Genomic DNA, 18820 nt, shown 5'->3' on the forward strand with positions numbered 1-18820 from the left:
TGTAATATGAAGAACTTTACTTGCGTGCAGGACATAGGTAACCTAAAGTCTGCACTGAACGAAGCATTCGAGATTAAGAAAGACCGTTTCAAATATGTGGAACTGGGACGTAACAAAACGCTGATGATGATTTTCTTCAACTCCAGCCTGCGTACCCGCCTCAGTACACAGAAGGCCGCATTGAATCTGGGCATGAACGTGATTGTACTGGATATCAACCAAGGAGCCTGGAAACTGGAAACGGAACGTGGCGTCATCATGGACGGTGACAAACCGGAACACTTATTGGAAGCCATTCCCGTGATGGGCTGCTATTGCGACATCATCGGCGTACGTTCTTTCGCACGTTTCGAAAGCAAGGAAGACGATTACAACGAAGTGATACTGGAGCAGTTCATCAAGCATTCGGGCCGACCGGTATTCTCCATGGAAGCTGCCACACGCCATCCGTTACAGAGTTTTGCCGACTTGATAACCATTGAGGAGTATAAGAAGACGACACGCCCCAAAGTAGTGATGACATGGGCTCCACATCCGCGTCCATTGCCCCAGGCTGTCCCCAACTCCTTTGCCGAATGGATGAATGCAACAGATTATGACTTTGTGATTACGCATCCCGAAGGTTATGAACTCGACCCCAAATTTGTAGGAAATGCCCACGTAGAATATGACCAGATGAAGGCTTTTGAAGGAGCTGATTTTGTCTATGCCAAGAACTGGGCTGCCTATACTGGCGACAACTATGGACAAATATTGAGCAAAGACCGCGCCTGGACAGTAGGCGAGCGCCAGATGGCTGTTACCAACAATGCCTACTTCATGCACTGCCTGCCGGTTCGACGCAACATGATTGTGACAGATGATGTGATAGAAAGTCCGCAGTCCATCGTAATCCCCGAAGCGGCCAATCGGGAGATTTCAGCAACAGTGGTGCTGAAAAGACTGCTTGAAGGTATCTAATAATCACTCACAGTTCTTTCACCTAAGGGAGTTAGAAGGAGTTATCGCCCTTCGGGCTCAGGAGTTAAAAACCGATAATTCTGTTAATGTATGGCGATACTATCGCCTCCGGCTCTCTTCCATTCCTTCTAACTCCCTTAAATGAATGAAAGAACCGTGTTTCTGCACAACCGTTATTACCTTTCCACTTCCCTCCCCGCTTCTTCCCAACCGATGAAACCTTTGTCAAGATCATAGATTATATATCCTTTTTTGCTCAGTATGGCGGCGGCCTTTTTACTGCGCTTACCACTGCGACAATATACCGCAATCGGTTTGTCTTTCTGCAGAGTGGAGTCGGCCATCGTTTCAAACGACTCATCCAGCACATTGATATTGATACTGTGGGGCACATGTCCTTCCGAGTATTCGGCAACAGTGCGCACGTCCAGAAGCTGCACCTCCGGATTGGCTATCAATGTGGAAAAGTCATCCACTGAAACAGACTTGAACTGTCCTTCCTTCTGCCCGCAGGAAAATAGGATGGCAAAAACGAGGCAAAGGCCAGCGAACAATGTCTTCATCGAATATTTCATTTTAGTCAGGGTTATAAACAAAATCGTAAGCCTTGATGTCACCAGAATAAGTGTGCACACTAAAATGAACCATAACCTTCCGTATACCCTCTGCCGCATACTGCCTCAAAGGTACGGAAACGTAGGCACGCCTGGTATACGATACCACCTCCTCCTTTGCATCATGATACAGCGTCAGGTATACCTCACTGCACCCGGCAGTGGTATCCACGGTTATTTCATCCTCTACGAAATGAAACTTATGCTCACCATTCTCCTTGACTGTCAATACCATGTTGAGATAGTCAAGTCCCATCCAGATACCCAGCACATCAGCAGGCTCCGTCTTGACGCCCTCCTCAAACTTGTCGGCTGTCTGGGGAGCAACAGAGAGAACACCGCTCAAAGCATACAGTACCGCACCGGCAGTTCCGTCGGCAGTAACCTCCGAAGCATAATTACTGATGACACGTACCGAGGCGTTCGACTCTATGTTCGTCTTTGTCTTGTCCTCCACTACCGGCAAGGTTTCCCCTTCATCCGTCACAACAGACCGCAGATAGCCGTCAGCCCCCGAAAAGGCAGTCAAGAATTCCAACCTCACGGAAGGATAATGATAATCATCATCGCCACAACCAGCCAACAGGCAAACCAACAAAGGCAAAAGCCACCAATAACAGCACCTCTTCATGTATTCATTCTTTTATAGCCGCCAGATAATTCTTCAACGGGTTGGCATACATCGACAACATCTTTCCACGCAGGAAATCCACATCCTTATCGGGAATGGAAATGCGTTCCAGCTGTTGTTCCATGTAGTCCGTGAAGCGCTGTTTATCCTCGGCAGTGTAATGGTCGGAAAAATCCTCATTCCCCTCGAGAAGGTCGTGCGCCACATAATTATTGGGATACATCCGGTAACTGGCATGAATACGCTTGTCTATCAGCGCAGACATACGTGCAAAGAGTTCGGGCTTCGAAAGCGAACGGTCCATTTTCACCAATTCGTCATTTATGCAAGCACTCGTCTGGAAATGTACCCGCCCTTTATAGCCGAACAGTCCGGTCTGCATATTCAGCAAATCATCAGCCTTCGTTTTCTTATAGCCTTCAATGTCCCGTTTCAGTTGGAATTCCTGCGCTTTCAGAAAGTCGCAAGGGTCATATTCATAAGAAATGGCAAGCGGAGCTATATTCATCTCCATTAAACGGTCAATGATGTCACCTTCACCGCCTATTGCCAGCATCTTCAGCACACTATCCTGCGTACGGTCGTTGGAGTCCTTGGCACGCCCTTCGCGCTGTGCAATCCAGATGGACTGTTTCTTCTCGCCAATGGTATAGTGCATATAGCGGGACATGCGTGCGGAAGCCTCCAGCATCTGGCGCATGGTCAACGCACGCTGCACGATGAAGGACTTGTTGACACGCACAAATTTCTTAATCCACGGATAAATCAACAGGTTGTCACCAATGGCAATCTCTACCGTATCCATGCCCTGGTCTACCAAGAGAATGGACAAGAAACCGGAGTCAAGAATAATGTCGCGATGATTGGAAATATAGGTATACGCCACCGACTTGTCAACCGGCAACGCTGTATGCTCCAGAGTCAATCCGTCCGTAGCCTCCTTTGCCAACTTCCACAAAAGTCGATAACAGAAAGTCTTCTGAAACTCCAGTTTGGTTTTACATGCGCGCATTTTCTGCGACCACACTTCAATAGGTACACCAGGCATCACAGCCTCCACTGCCTGCCGGAATGCCTCATCGGCAATCAGCTCCTCATAAACCTGAGGAAGTTCCTCATCATGATAAGGACGGATTTCATCAAATTCTACGCTCGCATTCATAATGATTAATGATTAAACCTATTTTCTATAATATCTGTCATTACATCCTTCATATCCATCCCGGCAGCGCGAACCTGCTGAGGAATGAAGCTGGTGGCAGTCATTCCGGGAGTGGTATTTACCTCCAGCAGATTAATCTTTTCACCTTTGGTAATAATATAGTCCACGCGGATAATGCCGTAGGCCCCGAGTATATCATAAATGGCAGAAGTGAGCGCCTGCACCCTGCGGGTCAAATCGTCCGAGATGCGGGCAGGAGTAATCTCGTCAGACGCACCGTTATACTTAGCCTCATAATCGAAGTACTCGTTATGACTCACCACCTCCGTAATGGGAAACACTACGGACTTGTCTTTTGTTTTGTAACAGCCGCAGGTAATCTCGGTTCCGTCCATAAAGGCCTCCACCAATACTTCCTGCGCTTCTGCAAATGCCTTGGCTATGGCGGGCTGTATCTGCTCTTTCGCCGTCACCTTGGTCACGCCGAAACTGGAACCTCCCAAGCTGGGCTTAATGAAGCAAGGCAGACCGATTTTCTCCATCACGTCTTCATCCGTCACCGACTGTCCGCCACGTAGCAGCAACGATTCGGCAATGCGTACGCCGAAACCTTTCAGATACTGGTTGCAGGCAAACTTATCGTAAGTGAGCGACGCCGCCAGCACTCCGCAACACGAATAAGGGATGTGGAGCATATCGAAATAGCCCTGCAAACGGCCGTCCTCACCCGGAGTCCCGTGGATGGTGATGTAGGCAAAGTCGAATGTCACTTTCGCGCCATCCAGCACGAAGCTGAAGTCGTTACGGTCTACCGGAGCCTTGGTGCCGTCGGGCAGCTGTACATGCCAGTCCAGTCCGCGCATTTCTATAATATATAAGGTATACTTCTCCTTGTCGATGAAGGAGTAAATCCCCTGTGCACTACGCAGGGAGACGTGGAATTCGGAGGTATCTCCTCCAGCTACAATAGCAATCGTGCGTTTCATTCTAATTCTCTGTTACTGATATAGCCTCTCCATTTATCTATCAGCCGGGTCATGTCATCGGGCAATTCCGAAGTGAAGTCCATTTCTTCTCCGGTGACGGGATGTACAAACCCCAGCGTCATGGCATGCAATGCCTGCCGCGGACAAGCGTCGAAGCAGTTGTTTACAAATTGTTTGTATTTGGCGAAGTGGGTTCCTTTCAGGATTTCATGTCCGCCGTAACGTTCGTCATTGAAAAGTATGTGTCCGATGTGCTTCATGTGCACACGGATTTGATGGGTGCGTCCCGTTTCGAGGATACATTCCACCAGAGTGACGTATCCCAGACGCTCGAGTACCCGGTAATGAGTGACGGCATGTTTTCCCTGGTCGTCGGGAAGAACAGTCATCTGCATACGGTCTTTGGGATTACGGCCGATGTTGCCGACAACGGTACCTTCGTCCAGCTCCACATTTCCCCAGACCAGCGCACGGTAGCGGCGCTTTGTTGTCTTGTTGAAAAACTGATTACCGAGATTTGTCTTGGCATCCGGCGTCTTGGCTATCACCAGCAGGCCGGAAGTATCCTTGTCGATACGATGCACCAGTCCCACATGCGGGTCATTGGCATCATAATCGGGATTATCCTTCATGTGCCAGGCTATGGCGTTGACAAGCGTACCATGATAGTTGCCATGACCGGGATGCACCACCAGGCCGGCAGGTTTGTTCACTACCATCAGATACTTGTCCTCATATACTATCTCAAGCGGAATATCTTCGGGAATAACCTCATTCTCATAGCGTGGACGGTCCATCATCATGGTAATGACATCCAGCGGCTTCACTTTATAGCTGCTTTTCACAGCCTTGCCGTTGGCCATCACGAAGCCTGCATCGGCAGCTTTCTGGATACGGTTGCGGGAAGCGTTTGTCAGTCGGTCGAACAGATACTTGTCCACACGCATCATCTCCTGCCCCTTGTCCACCACTATACGGAAGTGTTCATAGAGTTGCGCCTCGTCGCCAACCGGCTCTACGTCGTCCAGTTCATCGTTATCTATATCATCCGGCAATTCTTCTATCATCACAGCATTTACAATTTGACGATTTACAATTTACGATTAAAGTCAGATGTTTATCAAAACCAGGACTCGTCTGTTGCAGAGTCTTCGGACGACACGGGTTGAACGGCATCCCCCACAGGCTCCGTTCCCAGAGAGTCTGTCTGCAAGACACCTCCATCTCCTACTATCAGCGTCAGCACCGCGCCGACCGGCACTTTTTCACCGATGGACAGCTGACGGCCCTTATACTTCACGCCATACACCCAGTCCTTCTCGCCCGAAATATACTGTATCTCGGCCAGTTTGAAGCCCGAAGCCAGAATACGCGCTTCCGCTTGCCGCAACGAACTGTTGTCCGCCACATCGGGCACTACGTGCAGGGGAATTTCAATTTTATTGATTGTAAGATAGATGGTACGTCCTTCCTTTACTTTTTGCCCGGCTGCCGGATTATACTCGAGAATGCAGCCGGCAGGAAGAGCCTTGACATAACTGGAATCTGAAACGATGCAGACCAGACCGTGGTTACGGAATATTTTTCCGGCTTCCTCCACTCCCATGCCCTTCACATCGGGCACTATCACAGCCTCGCCGTGGCGGGTATATATATCCAGTCCTTTCAGCACCCCAAACAGCAATCCTACTACCACGATAACCATCGCAAGGATATTTGCCCAAAAGAGCTTGTTCTGCCGGAAAGAGAAAAAATCTTTTATTGTCATAGTGATAATGCATTATTCGGGACAAAGATACGTAAAAAGAATCGTCTGCCTATAGGTTTTACATTTATTTTCTGGATGCAATCAATGCAAACGGCATAGTCCTTTCTATTCATGGCTCTTACCAGAGAATTCCCTCACCGCAGCACTTACCACTACCAGCACAAAAACAATAGCAGCAATCAAAAAACACGTTCCGTGGAAAGATGTCAGAGTACCCCATAATAAACAAGTTCAACCACTTAAACAATTATACGAAACTCCACGAGCACAATATACGTAAAAAAATGCGATAAGCAATTTTTATCAAAAAAACGACACAAGCTACAGATAAGCCGTATTCTCTTATCACATATTCACACAAACATCTGGTAAGCCACGAACGAGTTCCCGACAACCCGGAAACATTACGGCAGTCTGATACTCAACTAAAGGAACCAAGGAACAACAGTAAAAGAACAGAAACTATCAATCAAGGAAGCCAGCCCCAAAACACTCACTATCCAGCATATCTACAAGATTCCGGCTGATTCCCGTTTAAGAGCCCCCTATTACACAGGAAGCTGCAAATATCGCTATTTGCAGCTTCCTCATTTCTTTTGGAAAAAGGTGGCAATTATGCCTTTACTCCGTTGTATTCGTCAGAAACAGTCAGTTTCTTTCTGCCTTTAGCACGACGTGCTGCCAATACTCTGCGGCCGTTTGCTGTAGCCATTCTCTCACGGAAACCGTGTTTGTTCTTTCTCTTTCTGTTAGAAGGTTGAAATGTTCTTTTCATTACTGTATCTTGTTTTATGTTATTATTCTCACGAATTCGGGCTGCAAAAATAGGTACTTTTTTCAAATAAACCAAGAGATAACTCATTTTCTCTCAAAAGTTTTTGTGTTTTTTACCGATTTCCATTACTTTTGTACCCGCAAACCAGCACGAGAAGCATATACTAATATAATAATATTAAAGACTATAAGTATGATTAATGCCCAAGACATTAAAATCGGAACTTGCATCCGCATGGACGGCAAGCTGTATTTCTGTATCGACTTCCTGCATGTAAAGCCGGGAAAAGGTAACACCTTCATGCGTACCAAACTGAAAGACGTGGTGAACGGCTACGTTTTGGAACGTCGTTTCAACATCGGTGAGAAACTGGAAGATGTACGTGTAGAGCGTCGTCCCCACCAGTTCCTCTACAAAGAAGGAGATGACTTCCTGTTCATGAACCAGGAAACTTTTGACCAAATTCCTATCGCCCACGACCTGATTAACGGCGTAGACTTCCTGCTCGAAGGTATGGTAGTAGACGTAGTTTCCGATGCCTCTACCGAAACTGTTCTTTATGCCGATATGCCTATCAAGGTTCAGATGAAGATTACATATACCGAACCGGGTCTGAAAGGCGACACCGCAACCAACACCCTGAAGCCCGCTACCGTGGAATCGGGTGCAACGGTTCGCGTTCCCTTGTTCATCAACGAAGGCGAGACTATCGAAATCGACACGCGCGACGGTTCTTACGTAAGCCGAGTAAAAGCATAATCCCTTTTGGAAATTAGGCAAATGTCCTTTTCATATCATCCCCGGTGCCGCTCGGCATCCGGGGATTTTTCTTTCCATTTATTCATCTGCAAAGTTTAAATGATATATCTTTGCGGAGACAACCAAAACATAGAGCCATACCAATGAGATACTCCGTCATCATCCCCGTATACAACCGCCCCGATGAGGTGGACGAACTGCTGCATAGCTTGACGCGACAAAGTTTCAAGGATTTTGAAGTGATTGTAGTGGAGGACGGGTCCTCCATCCCCTGCAAGCCAGTCATAGAGAAGCATCAGGAACTATTGGACGTGCATTACTATGACAAGCCCAACTCCGGCCCCGGGCAGACCCGCAACTACGGGGCGGAACGAAGCAAGGGCGAATACCTGATAATACTGGATTCAGACTGCATCCTGCCCGAAGGCTATTTCCATGCAGTGGAAAAGGAACTGCAGCATGAAGCCGCCGATGCCTTCGGAGGCCCCGACCGGGCACACGAGTCATTCACAGACATACAGAAAGCCATCAACTACTCCATGACCTCCTTCTTCACCACCGGCGGCATCCGCGGGGGAAAGAAGAAGATGGACAAGTTCTACCCGCGCAGCTTCAACATGGGTGTGCGGCGGGAAGTGTACCAAGCCCTAGGCGGATTCTCGCGGATGCGTTTCGGGGAAGACATCGACTTCAGCATCCGAATCTTCAAGGGAGGACATACATGCCGGCTGTTTCCAGGCGCCTGGGTGTACCACAAGCGCCGGACAGACTTCCGGAAGTTCTTCAAGCAGGTACACAATTCCGGGATTGCCCGCATCAATCTGTACAAGAAGTATCCGGAATCACTGAAGCCCGTCCATCTGCTACCTGCCGCATTCACCCTGGGAGTGGCCATATTCCTGCTGGGAACGCCCTTCTGTCCGTACAGTCTGCTGCCCATCGCTCTTTATGCGCTTCTGGTATGCACCGACTCCACTATCCGGAACCGTAGCCTCAGCATCGGGCTCCACTCCGTTGCAGCCTCCTTCATCCAGCTCATCGGATACGGGACGGGGTTCCTGCGCGCCTGGTGGAACCGTTGCATACTTGGCAAAGATGAGTTCGAGGCGTTCAAAAAGAACTTTTACAAGTGACAAGGAGAGATTAAGAATCGGCGAAGACGGACAAATTTGAAAAATCGGAAAAAGAAAGGTAAGGAATGGAGAAACTGAATATCAACCAGTGGGCTGCAGAAGACCGCCCGCGGGAAAAGATGATGCAAAAAGGAGCGGAAGCCTTGAGCGACGCTGAACTGCTAGCCATCCTCATCGGCTCCGGCAATACGGAGGAAAGCGCCGTGGCCCTGATGCAGCGAGTGCTTGCCGCCTGCAACAACGACCTCAGCCAACTGGGCAAATGGGAAGTACGCGACTTTTCCCGCTTCAAAGGCTTCGGCCCCGCCAAGAGCATCACCATCATGGCAGCCTTGGAACTGGGCAAACGCCGCAAACTGCAGGAACGCTCCGAACGTACCACCATCCGCTCCTCTGCCGACATCTACGAGCTGTTCCATCCCCTGCTTTGCGACCTCCCCACCGAAGAGTTCTGGGTGCTGCTCCTGAACCAAGCCGCCAAAGTCATCGACAAAGTACGCATCAGCCGCGGCGGCATCGACCAGACCACCGCCGACGTCCGAACCATTCTACGCGAAGCCCTGCTACAGCGTGCCGTACAAATAGTTCTTATCCACAACCACCCATCGGGGAATCCCTCCCCCAGCCATGCCGACCGCAGCCTTACGGAGCTTGTAAGAAAAGCCGCCCAGACCATGAACATACGCCTGACCGACCACATCATCGTCACGGACGGAAAGTATTACAGCTTCAATGACGAAGGGATTATCTGACCTCAGCCCTTTCCGTTTTTCCGTACCATCCCGCCACAGGCTACATCGCTTTTTCACCTTTCACATCCTTCATCTTCTTCTCCCGTCTGCCTATCCATCGGGTTTTCCGGTGAAACTTCTCTCCCCCCTTCACTGCACATGCGGATTTTCAGTTTCCCGCATGCCGGAAACCAAAAAACCGAGAAGCCATTCTACCGCCAACCAAGATGGTTCCACAGCCCCGACATACTTTCGCATTCAGCACATGATATATATTTTTATAAGTGAACAACCCTAGTCGTTCAATCGAACGACCTGAGTTGTTCAATCGAACGACTAGGGTTGTTCAATCAGACGACCCGGGTCGTTCACTTTCAAAGACACTAGTCCGAGGGCAGATGAAGAAGATGGAGACCGCTTCCCCGGCATGCACATGCAGTAAAGAAACAGCCGGATGTCATTCTGTCGGATGCCGACGTTGCGGTGGAAAGATAGTATCGCTATACATCAACAGAACCATCGGCCTTCAATTCCTAAGGCCGAAGGGCGATACCCCCTTCTAACTCCCGAGAACTCCTTTAAATGAAAAAGCCGTGGCCCCGAAGCAATGAAAAGAAGGGCGTTACTTGGCATTTTCAATTAAATTCCATAGCTTTGTTCTTTGAAAACCTACATATAAGACCTTACAAATATGACCAGATTTGAAATAGAAGAGAAAATAGTCTCCATGCTCAAGACCGTATTCGACCCGGAAATACCGGTCAACGTATACGACCTTGGACTGATTTACAAAATAGACGTCTCCGACCTGGGAGAAACAACCATCGACATGACGCTGACCGCCCCCAACTGTCCGGCAGCCGACTTCATCATGGAAGATGTACGCCAGAAAGTGGAATCCATCGACGGGGTGACCTCCGCCACCATCAATCTCGTCTTCGAGCCCGAGTGGGACAAGGACATGATGAGCGAAGAAGCGAAACTGGAGCTGGGATTTCTTTAACTAATTGATAATGGATAGTTGATAATGAAAAATGTATATTTCCTCTCGGATGCTCACTTGGGCTCACGAGCCATCGAACATGGGCGAACCCAAGAACGGCGGCTGGTCAATTTCCTGGACAGCATCAAACACAAGGCATCGGCCGTATATCTGCTGGGAGACATGTTCGACTTCTGGTACGAATTCCGTACCGTAGTGCCCAAAGGCTACACCCGCTTTCTGGGCAAACTGTCCGAACTGACCGATTTGGGAGTGGAAGTCCACTTTTTCACGGGAAACCATGACCTTTGGTGTGGCGACTATCTGACCAAGGAGTGCGGCGTCATTATACACCGCGAACCGCTGACCGCCGAAATCTTCGGGAAAGAGTTCTACCTTGCCCACGGTGACGGGCTAGGCGACCCGGACAAGAAGTTCAAGATGCTGCGCGCCATGTTCCGCAGCCGTACCCTACAGACGCTGTTCTCTGCCCTGCACCCCCGCTGGAGCATGGAGCTGGGACTGAACTGGGCCAAGCACAGCCGCTTGAAACGCATAGACGGGAAAGAACCCGCATACATGGGAGAAAACAACGAATACCTGGTGCTCTACACCAAGGAATACCTGAAAAGCCATCCCAACATCAACTACTTCATCTACGGCCACCGCCACATCGAGCTGGACCTGATGCTGAGCAGTACCGCCCGTATACTCATCCTCGGCGACTGGATAAACTATTTCTCGTATGCCGTCTTTGACGGCGAGAACCTCTTCCTCGAAGATTATGTGGAGGGAGAGACAAAGCTATAATACGTATATTCAAATCGTCGACCATCATACCACTACCACCCATGAAACCTTTAAGACTGAAAAACATGATTGCCGGATGCCTGCTCGCAGCAGGAGCATTGCCGGTATGGGGACAATCCGGCGCCCCGACACTTGTCATCCGCATTGACGATCTCGGTGCCCTGCATTCCGTCAACGAAGCCTGCATCCAGACCTACCGCTCGGGTATTGCCCGCAGCGTGGAAGTGATGCCCGTAGCAGCCTGGTATCCAGAAGCCATCAAGATGCTGAAAGAAAATCCGGGACTGGACGTCGGCCTGCACCTCGTCATCACCAGCGAGTGGGAGAACGTGAAGTGGCGTCCGCTGACCCACTGCCCCAGCCTGACGGACGAGAACGGCTATTTCTACCCGATGATGTTCCCTAACCCCGCCTATCCGGGACAGTCCATCATGGAGCAGAAATGGGACATCAAGGAGATAGAGCAGGAGTTCCGCGCGCAGATAGAGACGACGCTGAAAAGCATTCCGCAACTCAGCCATCTGTCCGGACACATGCTCTCCACCGGTTTCAGCAAAGAAGTGAACGAGCTGGTGCAACGGCTCGCCAAAGAATACAACCTGCCGTCCATCGACCGCATGGACTCCTCCAAGGACTACCGGTTTACCTACATCGGGTACGACGGCCCCAAAAGAACCGCCGAAGAAAAGGAGGCCAGCTTCATCAAAGCATTGGAGAAGTTGCAGCCGGACCAGCGCTACCTTTTCTTAGACCACCCGGCACTGGACAACGATGAAATGAAAACCGTCTTCCACATCGGATATGAGGACGTGGCGCTGGACCGCCAGGGAGTGACCGACCTGCTGACAAGCCCCCGCGTCCGGAAAGCCATTGAAGACAAAGGCATAAAGCTGATTTCCATCAACCAACTGACCAAGGGCCTGCTCCGCGCCGCTGCTGCTCCGAAGCTGGACAAGGCCATGAACAGATATCTGGATGCCGTAAAGAAAGCCGGACAAGACCTGCACAGTATCATGATTGTGCAACACGGCAATGTCATTGCCGAAGAATGGATGGGCGAAGGGAAAGAGGATAAGCCTCACATCCTGAACTCCGTCAGCAAGACATTCACCGCCACCGCCGTGGGACTTGCCGCCTCCGAAGGCAGGCTGAAGCTGACGGACAAGGTCATCTCCTTCTTCCCCGACAAGCTTCCGGCAACCGTCAGCGAAAATCTGGCAGCCATGACCGTACGCGACCTGCTGACCATGAACTGCGGGCACGACACCGACCCCACCGGAACGGTACGCAAAAAGGCGGACGCCGATTGGGTGCAGGAGTTCCTTGCCTTCCCCGTGGAGCACAAGCCCGGTACCTTCTACACCTACAACAGCCTGGGAACCTACATGCTCTCAGCCATCGTACAGAAAGTGACGGGCGAGAAAGTGGTGGATTATCTCTATCCCCGTCTGTTCCGCCCGCTTGGCATCGTCAACGCCCGGTGGCAGGAAAGCCCGCAAGGCATCAATACCGGAGGCTGGGGGTTGTACCTCAAAACGGAAGACCTTGCCAAGATGGGACAACTGTTCCTGCAGAAAGGAAACTGGAACGGACAGCAGATTCTGCCCGAAGAATGGGTAAAGGAGGCATCTGCCTGCCAAGTGCCCTCACTGCCCGCCGGCATGAAACCGGAGATGCTGAAGAAAGCGAAGATGAGCGCCAAGACAAGCGACTGGCTGCAGGGCTACGGCTACCAGATGTGGCGCTGCCGCCACAACGCCTACCGTGCCGATGGTGCCAACGGACAATACATACTGGTGTTGCCGGACAAGGATGCCGTCATTGCCGTCACCGCCAACATCCCCGACATGCAGGCAGAGCTGAATCTAATATGGAAGTACCTGCTGCCCGCGCTATAAAACGTTTATTCTTATAAATGATTACGAAAAAGTGAAGATTACCGGAACTTTTTCCCGGCATGGTTGCAATAACATCATAACATTAAAAACATTAGCGTCATGGATGATATGATTTACAGAAACGACCCGATTGCCGAAGAGAACATAGACCCGCACGGACGTCCGGCAACGGATGAATTCGAGGAATGGAGCGAAGAGGTCTCCGAACGGACAGATACCGGATACAAGGACCAGAAAATAAAATCCGCCAAGGAACGGGAGAAACGTATCCGGGAGATGGATGAAATTATAAAGAAGGACCTTAAGGAATAAATTGACAGCCACCACAGATTACACGGATTCTCACAGATTAGTCTCTTATACTTGATATCAGAGCGTCCAATCTGTGAGAATCCGCGTAACCTGAGTGAATTTATATTATTTGTATCCGCCAGCCTTGGCTATGCGTTTCGGGATTTCCGTGTTGTCCATCTTACCCACGAACAGCTTGGAGCCTGCACCTACTGCGAATACCGGCACATATCCGGCTGTATGGCCGCCGCCGGTCCAGCCTACCATGGCAATCTGGCTCATCACCTTCTTGGCGGCAACGGCCAGGGGCTCAGTCTTGGCATAAAGACTTTCCTCAAACACTACATGCTTGTTCACAAATGATTCTTCGTAAGCATCACGCAGCATCTTCTCCTGCTCCCAGCTCACCGGCAGTTCTTTCCAGAAACCCATCTTTTCTGCCAGGAATTCCTTCATTTCCGGCCAGTTGATAACCTTGCGCATCTTGCGTAAGTCCGTGATGGAACGTGAAAGGATATCCTGAGACTGCTTCTGCTTGGCAAGGGCTTTCAGTTGAAGCTCGTATTTACCGGTACCCAGACCCAGACCGCCGGTTTCATGGTCGGCAGTTACCACAATCAGCGTTTCTTTGGGATGCTTCTTATAGAACTCGTAAGCCACCTTGATGGCATTGTCCATATCCACCACTTCCTCAAAGACTGTGGCGGGGTCGTTACCGTGACAGGCCCAGTCAATCTTTCCACCTTCCACCATCAGGAAGAAACCCTTATTACTGCCTTTGGTCAGGAAAGCGATGGCACTTTCGGTAATTTCGGCCAGCGTCAAGTCACCTTCCTGGCGGTCGATGGCATAAGGCAGGCAAGAAGGCTCTGTACCTTCTTTCTGGATAAGGATCATCTTATCTGCGCGGGCAGACTTCGCCTTGTATTCGTCAAGACCTCTTGCAACGGTATAACCGGCTTCTTCAAAGATAGGGAAAATGCTCGGAGCCTCTTTCTTGTCGGCAGTAGTGGTCGGTTTCAAGAAACCGCCGCCTGCATAGAAGTCGAAACCGGCTTTCGGCAAGTCGAGGGCTATTTCGTAATACATGCTACGGCTCGGCTGGTGGGCATAGAATGCAGCGGGAGTAGCATGGTCTACGCTGACGCTGGTAGTTACTCCAACTTTCTTACCGGACTTCTTGGCTCTATCGGCCACACTCTGTAGAACACTTTTGTTATCGTCCATGCCGATGGCACCATTGTAAGTTTTCGCACCGGTAGCCAGGGCTGTTCCGGCAGCAGAAGAGTCGGTCACCGAGTTGGTGGCAGAAAAAGTAGTCGCCATGCTGGCAACCGGGAATGTAGTAAACAGCAAAGGCCTTACACCGATACGCCCTTCTTGTTCGGCCAGATACATCTCCGTACCGTTCACCTGGTTCACACCCATTCCATCACCGATGAAATAAAACACGTACTTCGCCTGCTGGGCATAGGCCATGCCGCTGGTCAGCAGTACAAAGAACAACACATACATTAATCGTTTCATAAGCAGTTCTTATTTAAAGTTATTCGGAAAATTGCCTTTATTGTTTTTAACCAAGTAACAAAGATAAGGATTTTAAAGGATTCGGAAAACATTTCGCCCCTACAAATACATTACATATTTGCAGGGGCGAAACCACATCCGGACTCCGGGAAGCCGGAACCGGGAAATATTACAGCGATATTACTTCTTCAGAATATCCATCGTGTCCGAAGCAATCATCAGCTCCTCGTCAGTGGGGATTACCACTACCTTCACCTTGGAATCATCGGCAGAGATGACCATCTCTTCACCGCGGACATTGTTCTTCTCGGCATCCAGTTTCACACCCATGAATTCCAGACCCTCGCAGGCACCCCAACGGGCACTTGCCTGATTTTCTCCGACACCGCCCGTAAATACGATGATATCCACACCACCCAATGCAGCAGCGTATGCACCGATATATTTCTTGATGCGATAGAAGTACATTTGTTCAGCCAAGATGCCTCTCGGATTACCGGCAGCTACCGCATTTTCCAGGTCACGCATATCACTGGACTCACCAAAAATACCTAACACACCGCTCTTCTTATTCAGCAGATTAGAGATACCGTTAGCATCCAGACCTTCTTTCTCCATGATGAACGATACAGCACCTGCATCAATGTCACCGCTACGGGTACCCATCATTAAACCTTCCAATGGCGTCAAGCCCATACTGGTGTCCATGCACTTACCATCTTTGATAGCAGTAATAGAGCCACCGTTACCGATGTGACAAGTGATGATTTTCTTTCCCTCCGGCTGCACGCCAAGGAATTCGCAAACACGTTGCGAAACATAACGGTGGGAAGTTCCGTGGAAACCATAACGGCGTACACCATACTTCTCATAAAGTTCATAAGGAACAGCATACATGTAGGCATGCTTCGGCATAGTCTGGTGGAAAGCTGTATCGAATACACCAATCTGCGGAACATTGGGCAGAATGGCAGCAATTGCATTTACACCTTTCAAGTTGGCAGGATTATGAAGCGGAGCCAAGTCATTGCAAGCAGTAAAAGCAGCCAGCACTTCCGGAGTCAGCCGTACAGACTCGCTGAACTTTTCGCCTCCATGCACCATACGGTGACCCACAGCGTTAATTTCATCCAAAGACTTGATGGCTCCATATTCAGGGCTTGTCAAGGTGTTCAGGATAAATTCCACACCTACGGTATGCTCTGGGATGTCCTTTTCAAGCACTTTCTTCTCGCCACCAGGCAAAGTGAACTTCAGAAAAGAGTCCTTCAAACCAATTTTTTCGATACCACCCTGAGCGATAACTTCTTTCCGGTCCATATCAAACAATTTGTATTTGATGGACGAGCTACCGCAGTTCAATACTAAGATTTTCATATAACCTATCAGATTTTTAAATTATTCAGCAAGTTTTTTGGCAGCAATGGCCTGGTTGGCAGTGATGGCAATCATACGATAGACATCCTCGATGGAGCAACCGCGAGAGAGGTCGTTCACCGGACGGGCGATACCTTGCAGGATGGGACCTACGGCATCGGCATGTCCCAGACGTTGCACCAGCTTGTAGGAAATATTGCCCACCTCAAGGCTGGGAACAACCAGTACATTGGCATGTCCGGCAATGGAAGAACCCGGAGCCTTGCTTGCACCTACTTCCGGCACCAAGGCGGCATCGGCCTGCAATTCACCATCGATGGCAATGTCAGGAGCCATTTCTTTGGCTATCTTCAAAGCCTCAGTCACTTTGTCCACTACTTCATGCTTGGCAGAGCCCTTGGTAGAGAAACTCAGCATGGCCACTTTGGGGTCGAGACCGGCAACAGCCTGAGCAGTGCGAGCCGTACATACGGCAATCTGTGCCAATTGCGAAGCATCGGGCACCGGAGTCACAGCCACGTCACCCATCACAAGAACACCGTTCTTGCCATACTCGGGAGCATGAGTCAGTAGCAACATAGCACCCGAGACACATGTGATACCGGGAGAGGTCTTGATAATCTGCAAAGCAGGGCGAAGTACATTACCCGTAGTGTTACGTGCACCTGCCAACTGGCCATCAGCATCTCCATTCTTTATAATCAGGCAGCCCAGATAAAGCGGGTCGACAACCAGTTTACGGGCCTCTTCGATGGTCATGCCTTTCTTCTTGCGGAGCTCGCAAAGCAACTGGGCATATTCTTCTTTCTTAGGATGGTCTTCCGGGTCGATAATAGTAGCCTTATTTATGTTTCCCAGCCCCCACTCTTTGGCACAAGCCTCTATCTCGGCAGGGTTTCCAAGGATAATCAAGTCGGCTACTCCGTCAGTCAGGATTTGATTGGCAGCTTTCAATGTACGTTCTTCCGTACCCTCGGGAAGAACAATTCGTTGGCGGTTTGCTTTGGCACGCTCAACAATTTCGTTAATTAATCTTTGCATGATATTTTAATTGTCTATTAAGAATCGGCAGTATGTGCTATTCACACCGCAAAAGTACACAATTTTGCAATATCTACATTGCAAACACCACTCTTTTTACTGCCTAAACCACAATTATTATAATATTTAACATTAGGTACTCCCGGCATTCATGTGTGCGTACACATATCGCTCTACAATAAACAATTACCCGTTCCACGGGGACAACTCGCCCGACTCTACCAACGACATGAAAAAAATCAGGATACAACGGTAACAAACAATACATAGAATACCTACCTTTGCAGCGTTTTCAACGTATAACAATAGGTATTATGATTCGTCAATGCGCCATCCTCTTCGGATGTTTAGCCCTGGGGGAACTAATAGTTTTCTTAACGGGCATCAAACTGCCTTCCAGCATCATCGGTATGCTGTTGCTCACCCTGTTCTTGAAATTGGGTTGGATTAAACTGCACTGGGTGCAGGGCATGTCCGACTTTCTGGTTGCCAACCTGGGGTTCTTCTTTGTTCCGCCCGGTGTAGCCCTCATGCTTTACTTCGATGTTATCGCCTCCGAGTTCTGGCCGATAGTGACCGCTTCCATAATCAGCACCCTGCTGGTGATTGTAGTCACCGGATGGGTTCATCAACTAACACGTAAAATCAAATGAACTTTTTAGAAAACGAGTTTTTCCTATTGGCCGTCACCTTCGGGATTTTCTTTCTGGCCAAACTTCTGCAGAAAAAGACCGGCATCATGCTGCTAAACCCTATCCTGCTGACAATTGCCATCCTTATTATCTTCCTGAAGATGACGCATATCAGTTATGAGACCTACAATGAAGGAGGGCATCTGATAGAATTCTGGCTGAAACCCGCTGTTGTAGCCTTGGGAGTACCCCTATACCTCCAATTGGAAACGATTAAGAAACAGTTGCTCCCCATCATGCTGTCACAACTTGCCGGCTGCATTGTAGGAGTTGTCTCGGTTGTGCTGATAGCTAAACTGATGGGGGCTTCCGACGAAATTATCTACTCTCTGGCACCCAAGTCTGTCACTACACCGATAGCCATGGAAGTAACCAAGTCGCTGGGTGGCATTCCCTCACTCACCGCCGCCGTAGTGGTCTGTGTAGGCTTGTTGGGTGGAATACTGGGCTTCAAGACCATGAAACTGACCCACATTGGCAGCCCTATGGCACAAGGCCTTTCCTTGGGAGCCGCCGCCCATGCGGTAGGAACTTCCACAGCTATGGACATCAGCCGCAAATACGGCGCATTCGCCAGTCTTGGCCTGACCCTGAACGGTATCTTCACAGCATTGTTGACTCCAACTATTCTGCGATTATTAGGGCTACTCTAACAAAATCTTCTTATTTTTGTTATTTATAAT

At 49.6% G+C, this 18820-nt stretch carries 20 protein-coding genes; 10 read left to right on the forward strand and 10 right to left on the reverse strand.

Annotated features, from left to right (window positions below; genetic code table 11):
• The first annotated feature begins 6 nt into the window (after window positions 1-6).
• On the forward strand, window positions 7-960 hold the full coding sequence (locus tag HU824_RS07540; protein ID WP_136008952.1) for an acetylornithine carbamoyltransferase: 954 nt from the start codon (window positions 7-9) through the stop codon (window positions 958-960).
• 176 nt (window positions 961-1136) lie between these two features.
• On the opposite strand, the gene HU824_RS07545 is transcribed toward HU824_RS07540, so the two are convergent.
• The 7 genes from HU824_RS07545 to rpmH all read right to left on the reverse strand — a co-directional run bounded on the left by HU824_RS07545 (window position 1137) and on the right by rpmH (window position 6896).
• Entirely contained in the window at window positions 1137-1523 is a 387-nt protein-coding gene (locus HU824_RS07545) for a rhodanese-like domain-containing protein (protein ID WP_136008951.1), read from the reverse strand.
• Between the two features lie 13 nt (window positions 1524-1536).
• Entirely contained in the window at window positions 1537-2205 is a 669-nt protein-coding gene (locus HU824_RS07550; RefSeq protein ID WP_176468526.1) for a NigD-like C-terminal domain-containing protein, read from the reverse strand.
• A gap of 4 nt (window positions 2206-2209) precedes the next feature.
• Window positions 2210-3367 (reverse strand): acyltransferase, encoded by a 1158-nt coding sequence (locus HU824_RS07555; protein WP_176468527.1) that lies wholly within the window; start codon window positions 3365-3367, stop codon window positions 2210-2212.
• A gap of 5 nt (window positions 3368-3372) precedes the next feature.
• Window positions 3373-4353, reverse strand: coding sequence for a D-alanine--D-alanine ligase (locus HU824_RS07560; protein WP_136008948.1), 981 nt, complete (start codon window positions 4351-4353; stop codon window positions 3373-3375).
• Window positions 4350-5420: an RluA family pseudouridine synthase gene (locus tag HU824_RS07565; RefSeq protein WP_136008983.1), complete on the reverse strand. Its 1071-nt coding sequence runs from the start codon at window positions 5418-5420 to the stop codon at window positions 4350-4352. Before HU824_RS07565 ends, HU824_RS07560 begins: the two co-directional genes overlap by 4 nt.
• A gap of 53 nt (window positions 5421-5473) precedes the next feature.
• Window positions 5474-6121, reverse strand: a complete 648-nt coding sequence (locus HU824_RS07570; RefSeq protein ID WP_176468528.1) for a PASTA domain-containing protein — start codon at window positions 6119-6121, stop codon at window positions 5474-5476.
• A 613-nt stretch (window positions 6122-6734) separates the two neighbouring features.
• Complete coding sequence (gene rpmH, locus HU824_RS07575; RefSeq protein ID WP_004292199.1) at window positions 6735-6896, reverse strand: 50S ribosomal protein L34; 162 nt, start codon at window positions 6894-6896, stop codon at window positions 6735-6737.
• A 192-nt stretch (window positions 6897-7088) separates the two neighbouring features.
• On the opposite strand from rpmH, the gene efp reads away from it, so the two are divergent.
• The 7 genes from efp to HU824_RS07610 all read left to right on the forward strand — a co-directional run bounded on the left by efp (window position 7089) and on the right by HU824_RS07610 (window position 13521).
• Window positions 7089-7655 (forward strand): elongation factor P, encoded by a 567-nt coding sequence (gene efp / locus HU824_RS07580; protein WP_136008946.1) that lies wholly within the window; start codon window positions 7089-7091, stop codon window positions 7653-7655.
• Window positions 7656-7798: 143 nt separating this feature from the next.
• Window positions 7799-8788, forward strand: a complete 990-nt coding sequence (locus HU824_RS07585) for a glycosyltransferase family 2 protein (protein WP_176468529.1) — start codon at window positions 7799-7801, stop codon at window positions 8786-8788.
• A gap of 65 nt (window positions 8789-8853) precedes the next feature.
• A complete protein-coding gene (radC, locus tag HU824_RS07590) occupies window positions 8854-9540 on the forward strand; it encodes a DNA repair protein RadC (RefSeq protein ID WP_136008944.1) in 687 nt (228 codons plus the stop codon).
• A gap of 670 nt (window positions 9541-10210) precedes the next feature.
• A complete protein-coding gene (locus HU824_RS07595; RefSeq protein ID WP_136008943.1) occupies window positions 10211-10522 on the forward strand; it encodes a metal-sulfur cluster assembly factor in 312 nt (103 codons plus the stop codon).
• A 24-nt stretch (window positions 10523-10546) separates the two neighbouring features.
• A complete protein-coding gene (locus HU824_RS07600; RefSeq protein WP_136008942.1) occupies window positions 10547-11311 on the forward strand; it encodes a UDP-2,3-diacylglucosamine diphosphatase in 765 nt (254 codons plus the stop codon).
• 41 nt (window positions 11312-11352) lie between these two features.
• A complete protein-coding gene (locus HU824_RS07605; protein WP_176468530.1) occupies window positions 11353-13209 on the forward strand; it encodes a ChbG/HpnK family deacetylase in 1857 nt (618 codons plus the stop codon).
• Between the two features lie 99 nt (window positions 13210-13308).
• A complete protein-coding gene (locus tag HU824_RS07610; protein WP_008662841.1) occupies window positions 13309-13521 on the forward strand; it encodes a hypothetical protein in 213 nt (70 codons plus the stop codon).
• A gap of 105 nt (window positions 13522-13626) precedes the next feature.
• Here the strand turns inward: HU824_RS07610 and HU824_RS07615 are convergent, their stop codons facing one another.
• From HU824_RS07615 to pta, 3 genes are all read right to left on the reverse strand, one after another.
• On the reverse strand, window positions 13627-15027 hold the full coding sequence (locus HU824_RS07615) for an alkaline phosphatase (RefSeq protein WP_176468531.1): 1401 nt from the start codon (window positions 15025-15027) through the stop codon (window positions 13627-13629).
• A gap of 180 nt (window positions 15028-15207) precedes the next feature.
• Complete coding sequence (locus HU824_RS07620; RefSeq protein WP_136008939.1) at window positions 15208-16404, reverse strand: acetate/propionate family kinase; 1197 nt, start codon at window positions 16402-16404, stop codon at window positions 15208-15210.
• Window positions 16405-16425: 21 nt separating this feature from the next.
• On the reverse strand, window positions 16426-17445 hold the full coding sequence (gene pta / locus HU824_RS07625; protein WP_136008938.1) for a phosphate acetyltransferase: 1020 nt from the start codon (window positions 17443-17445) through the stop codon (window positions 16426-16428).
• Between the two features lie 314 nt (window positions 17446-17759).
• Here pta and HU824_RS07630 point away from each other — a divergent pair, with 314 nt between their 5' ends.
• Both HU824_RS07630 and HU824_RS07635 read left to right on the forward strand, forming a co-directional pair.
• Window positions 17760-18098 carry a CidA/LrgA family protein gene (locus tag HU824_RS07630; RefSeq protein WP_117600260.1) on the forward strand — a complete coding sequence of 113 codons (339 nt, stop codon included), beginning with the start codon at window positions 17760-17762 and terminating at the stop codon, window positions 18096-18098.
• Window positions 18095-18790 (forward strand): LrgB family protein, encoded by a 696-nt coding sequence (locus HU824_RS07635; protein ID WP_176468532.1) that lies wholly within the window; start codon window positions 18095-18097, stop codon window positions 18788-18790. The genes HU824_RS07630 and HU824_RS07635 overlap by 4 nt, the downstream gene beginning before the upstream one ends.
• The last annotated feature ends 30 nt before the right edge of the window (window positions 18791-18820 follow it).

The sequence above is a fragment of the Bacteroides sp. L10-4 genome, assembly GCF_013373675.1.
Classification (GTDB): Bacteria; Bacteroidota; Bacteroidia; order Bacteroidales; family Bacteroidaceae; genus Bacteroides; species Bacteroides muris.

Excerpts from the sequence above, each read along its gene's own strand:
- HU824_RS07540 (WP_136008952.1), top strand. The coding sequence starts at position 7 with ATGAAGAACTTTACTTGCGTGCAGGACATAGGTAACCTAAAGTCTGCA.
- HU824_RS07545 (WP_136008951.1), bottom strand. The coding sequence starts at position 1,523 with ATGAAGACATTGTTCGCTGGCCTTTGCCTCGTTTTTGCCATCCTATTT.
- HU824_RS07550 (WP_176468526.1), bottom strand. The coding sequence starts at position 2,205 with ATGAAGAGGTGCTGTTATTGGTGGCTTTTGCCTTTGTTGGTTTGCCTG.
- HU824_RS07555 (WP_176468527.1), bottom strand. The coding sequence starts at position 3,367 with ATGAATGCGAGCGTAGAATTTGATGAAATCCGTCCTTATCATGATGAG.
- HU824_RS07560 (WP_136008948.1), bottom strand. The coding sequence starts at position 4,353 with ATGAAACGCACGATTGCTATTGTAGCTGGAGGAGATACCTCCGAATTC.
- HU824_RS07565 (WP_136008983.1), bottom strand. The coding sequence starts at position 5,420 with ATGATAGAAGAATTGCCGGATGATATAGATAACGATGAACTGGACGAC.
- HU824_RS07570 (WP_176468528.1), bottom strand. The coding sequence starts at position 6,121 with ATGACAATAAAAGATTTTTTCTCTTTCCGGCAGAACAAGCTCTTTTGG.
- rpmH (WP_004292199.1), bottom strand. The coding sequence starts at position 6,896 with ATGAAAAGAACATTTCAACCTTCTAACAGAAAGAGAAAGAACAAACAC.
- efp (WP_136008946.1), top strand. The coding sequence starts at position 7,089 with ATGATTAATGCCCAAGACATTAAAATCGGAACTTGCATCCGCATGGAC.
- HU824_RS07585 (WP_176468529.1), top strand. The coding sequence starts at position 7,799 with ATGAGATACTCCGTCATCATCCCCGTATACAACCGCCCCGATGAGGTG.
- radC (WP_136008944.1), top strand. The coding sequence starts at position 8,854 with ATGGAGAAACTGAATATCAACCAGTGGGCTGCAGAAGACCGCCCGCGG.
- HU824_RS07595 (WP_136008943.1), top strand. The coding sequence starts at position 10,211 with ATGACCAGATTTGAAATAGAAGAGAAAATAGTCTCCATGCTCAAGACC.
- HU824_RS07600 (WP_136008942.1), top strand. The coding sequence starts at position 10,547 with ATGAAAAATGTATATTTCCTCTCGGATGCTCACTTGGGCTCACGAGCC.
- HU824_RS07605 (WP_176468530.1), top strand. The coding sequence starts at position 11,353 with ATGAAACCTTTAAGACTGAAAAACATGATTGCCGGATGCCTGCTCGCA.
- HU824_RS07610 (WP_008662841.1), top strand. The coding sequence starts at position 13,309 with ATGGATGATATGATTTACAGAAACGACCCGATTGCCGAAGAGAACATA.
- HU824_RS07615 (WP_176468531.1), bottom strand. The coding sequence starts at position 15,027 with ATGAAACGATTAATGTATGTGTTGTTCTTTGTACTGCTGACCAGCGGC.
- HU824_RS07620 (WP_136008939.1), bottom strand. The coding sequence starts at position 16,404 with ATGAAAATCTTAGTATTGAACTGCGGTAGCTCGTCCATCAAATACAAA.
- pta (WP_136008938.1), bottom strand. The coding sequence starts at position 17,445 with ATGCAAAGATTAATTAACGAAATTGTTGAGCGTGCCAAAGCAAACCGC.
- HU824_RS07630 (WP_117600260.1), top strand. The coding sequence starts at position 17,760 with ATGATTCGTCAATGCGCCATCCTCTTCGGATGTTTAGCCCTGGGGGAA.
- HU824_RS07635 (WP_176468532.1), top strand. The coding sequence starts at position 18,095 with ATGAACTTTTTAGAAAACGAGTTTTTCCTATTGGCCGTCACCTTCGGG.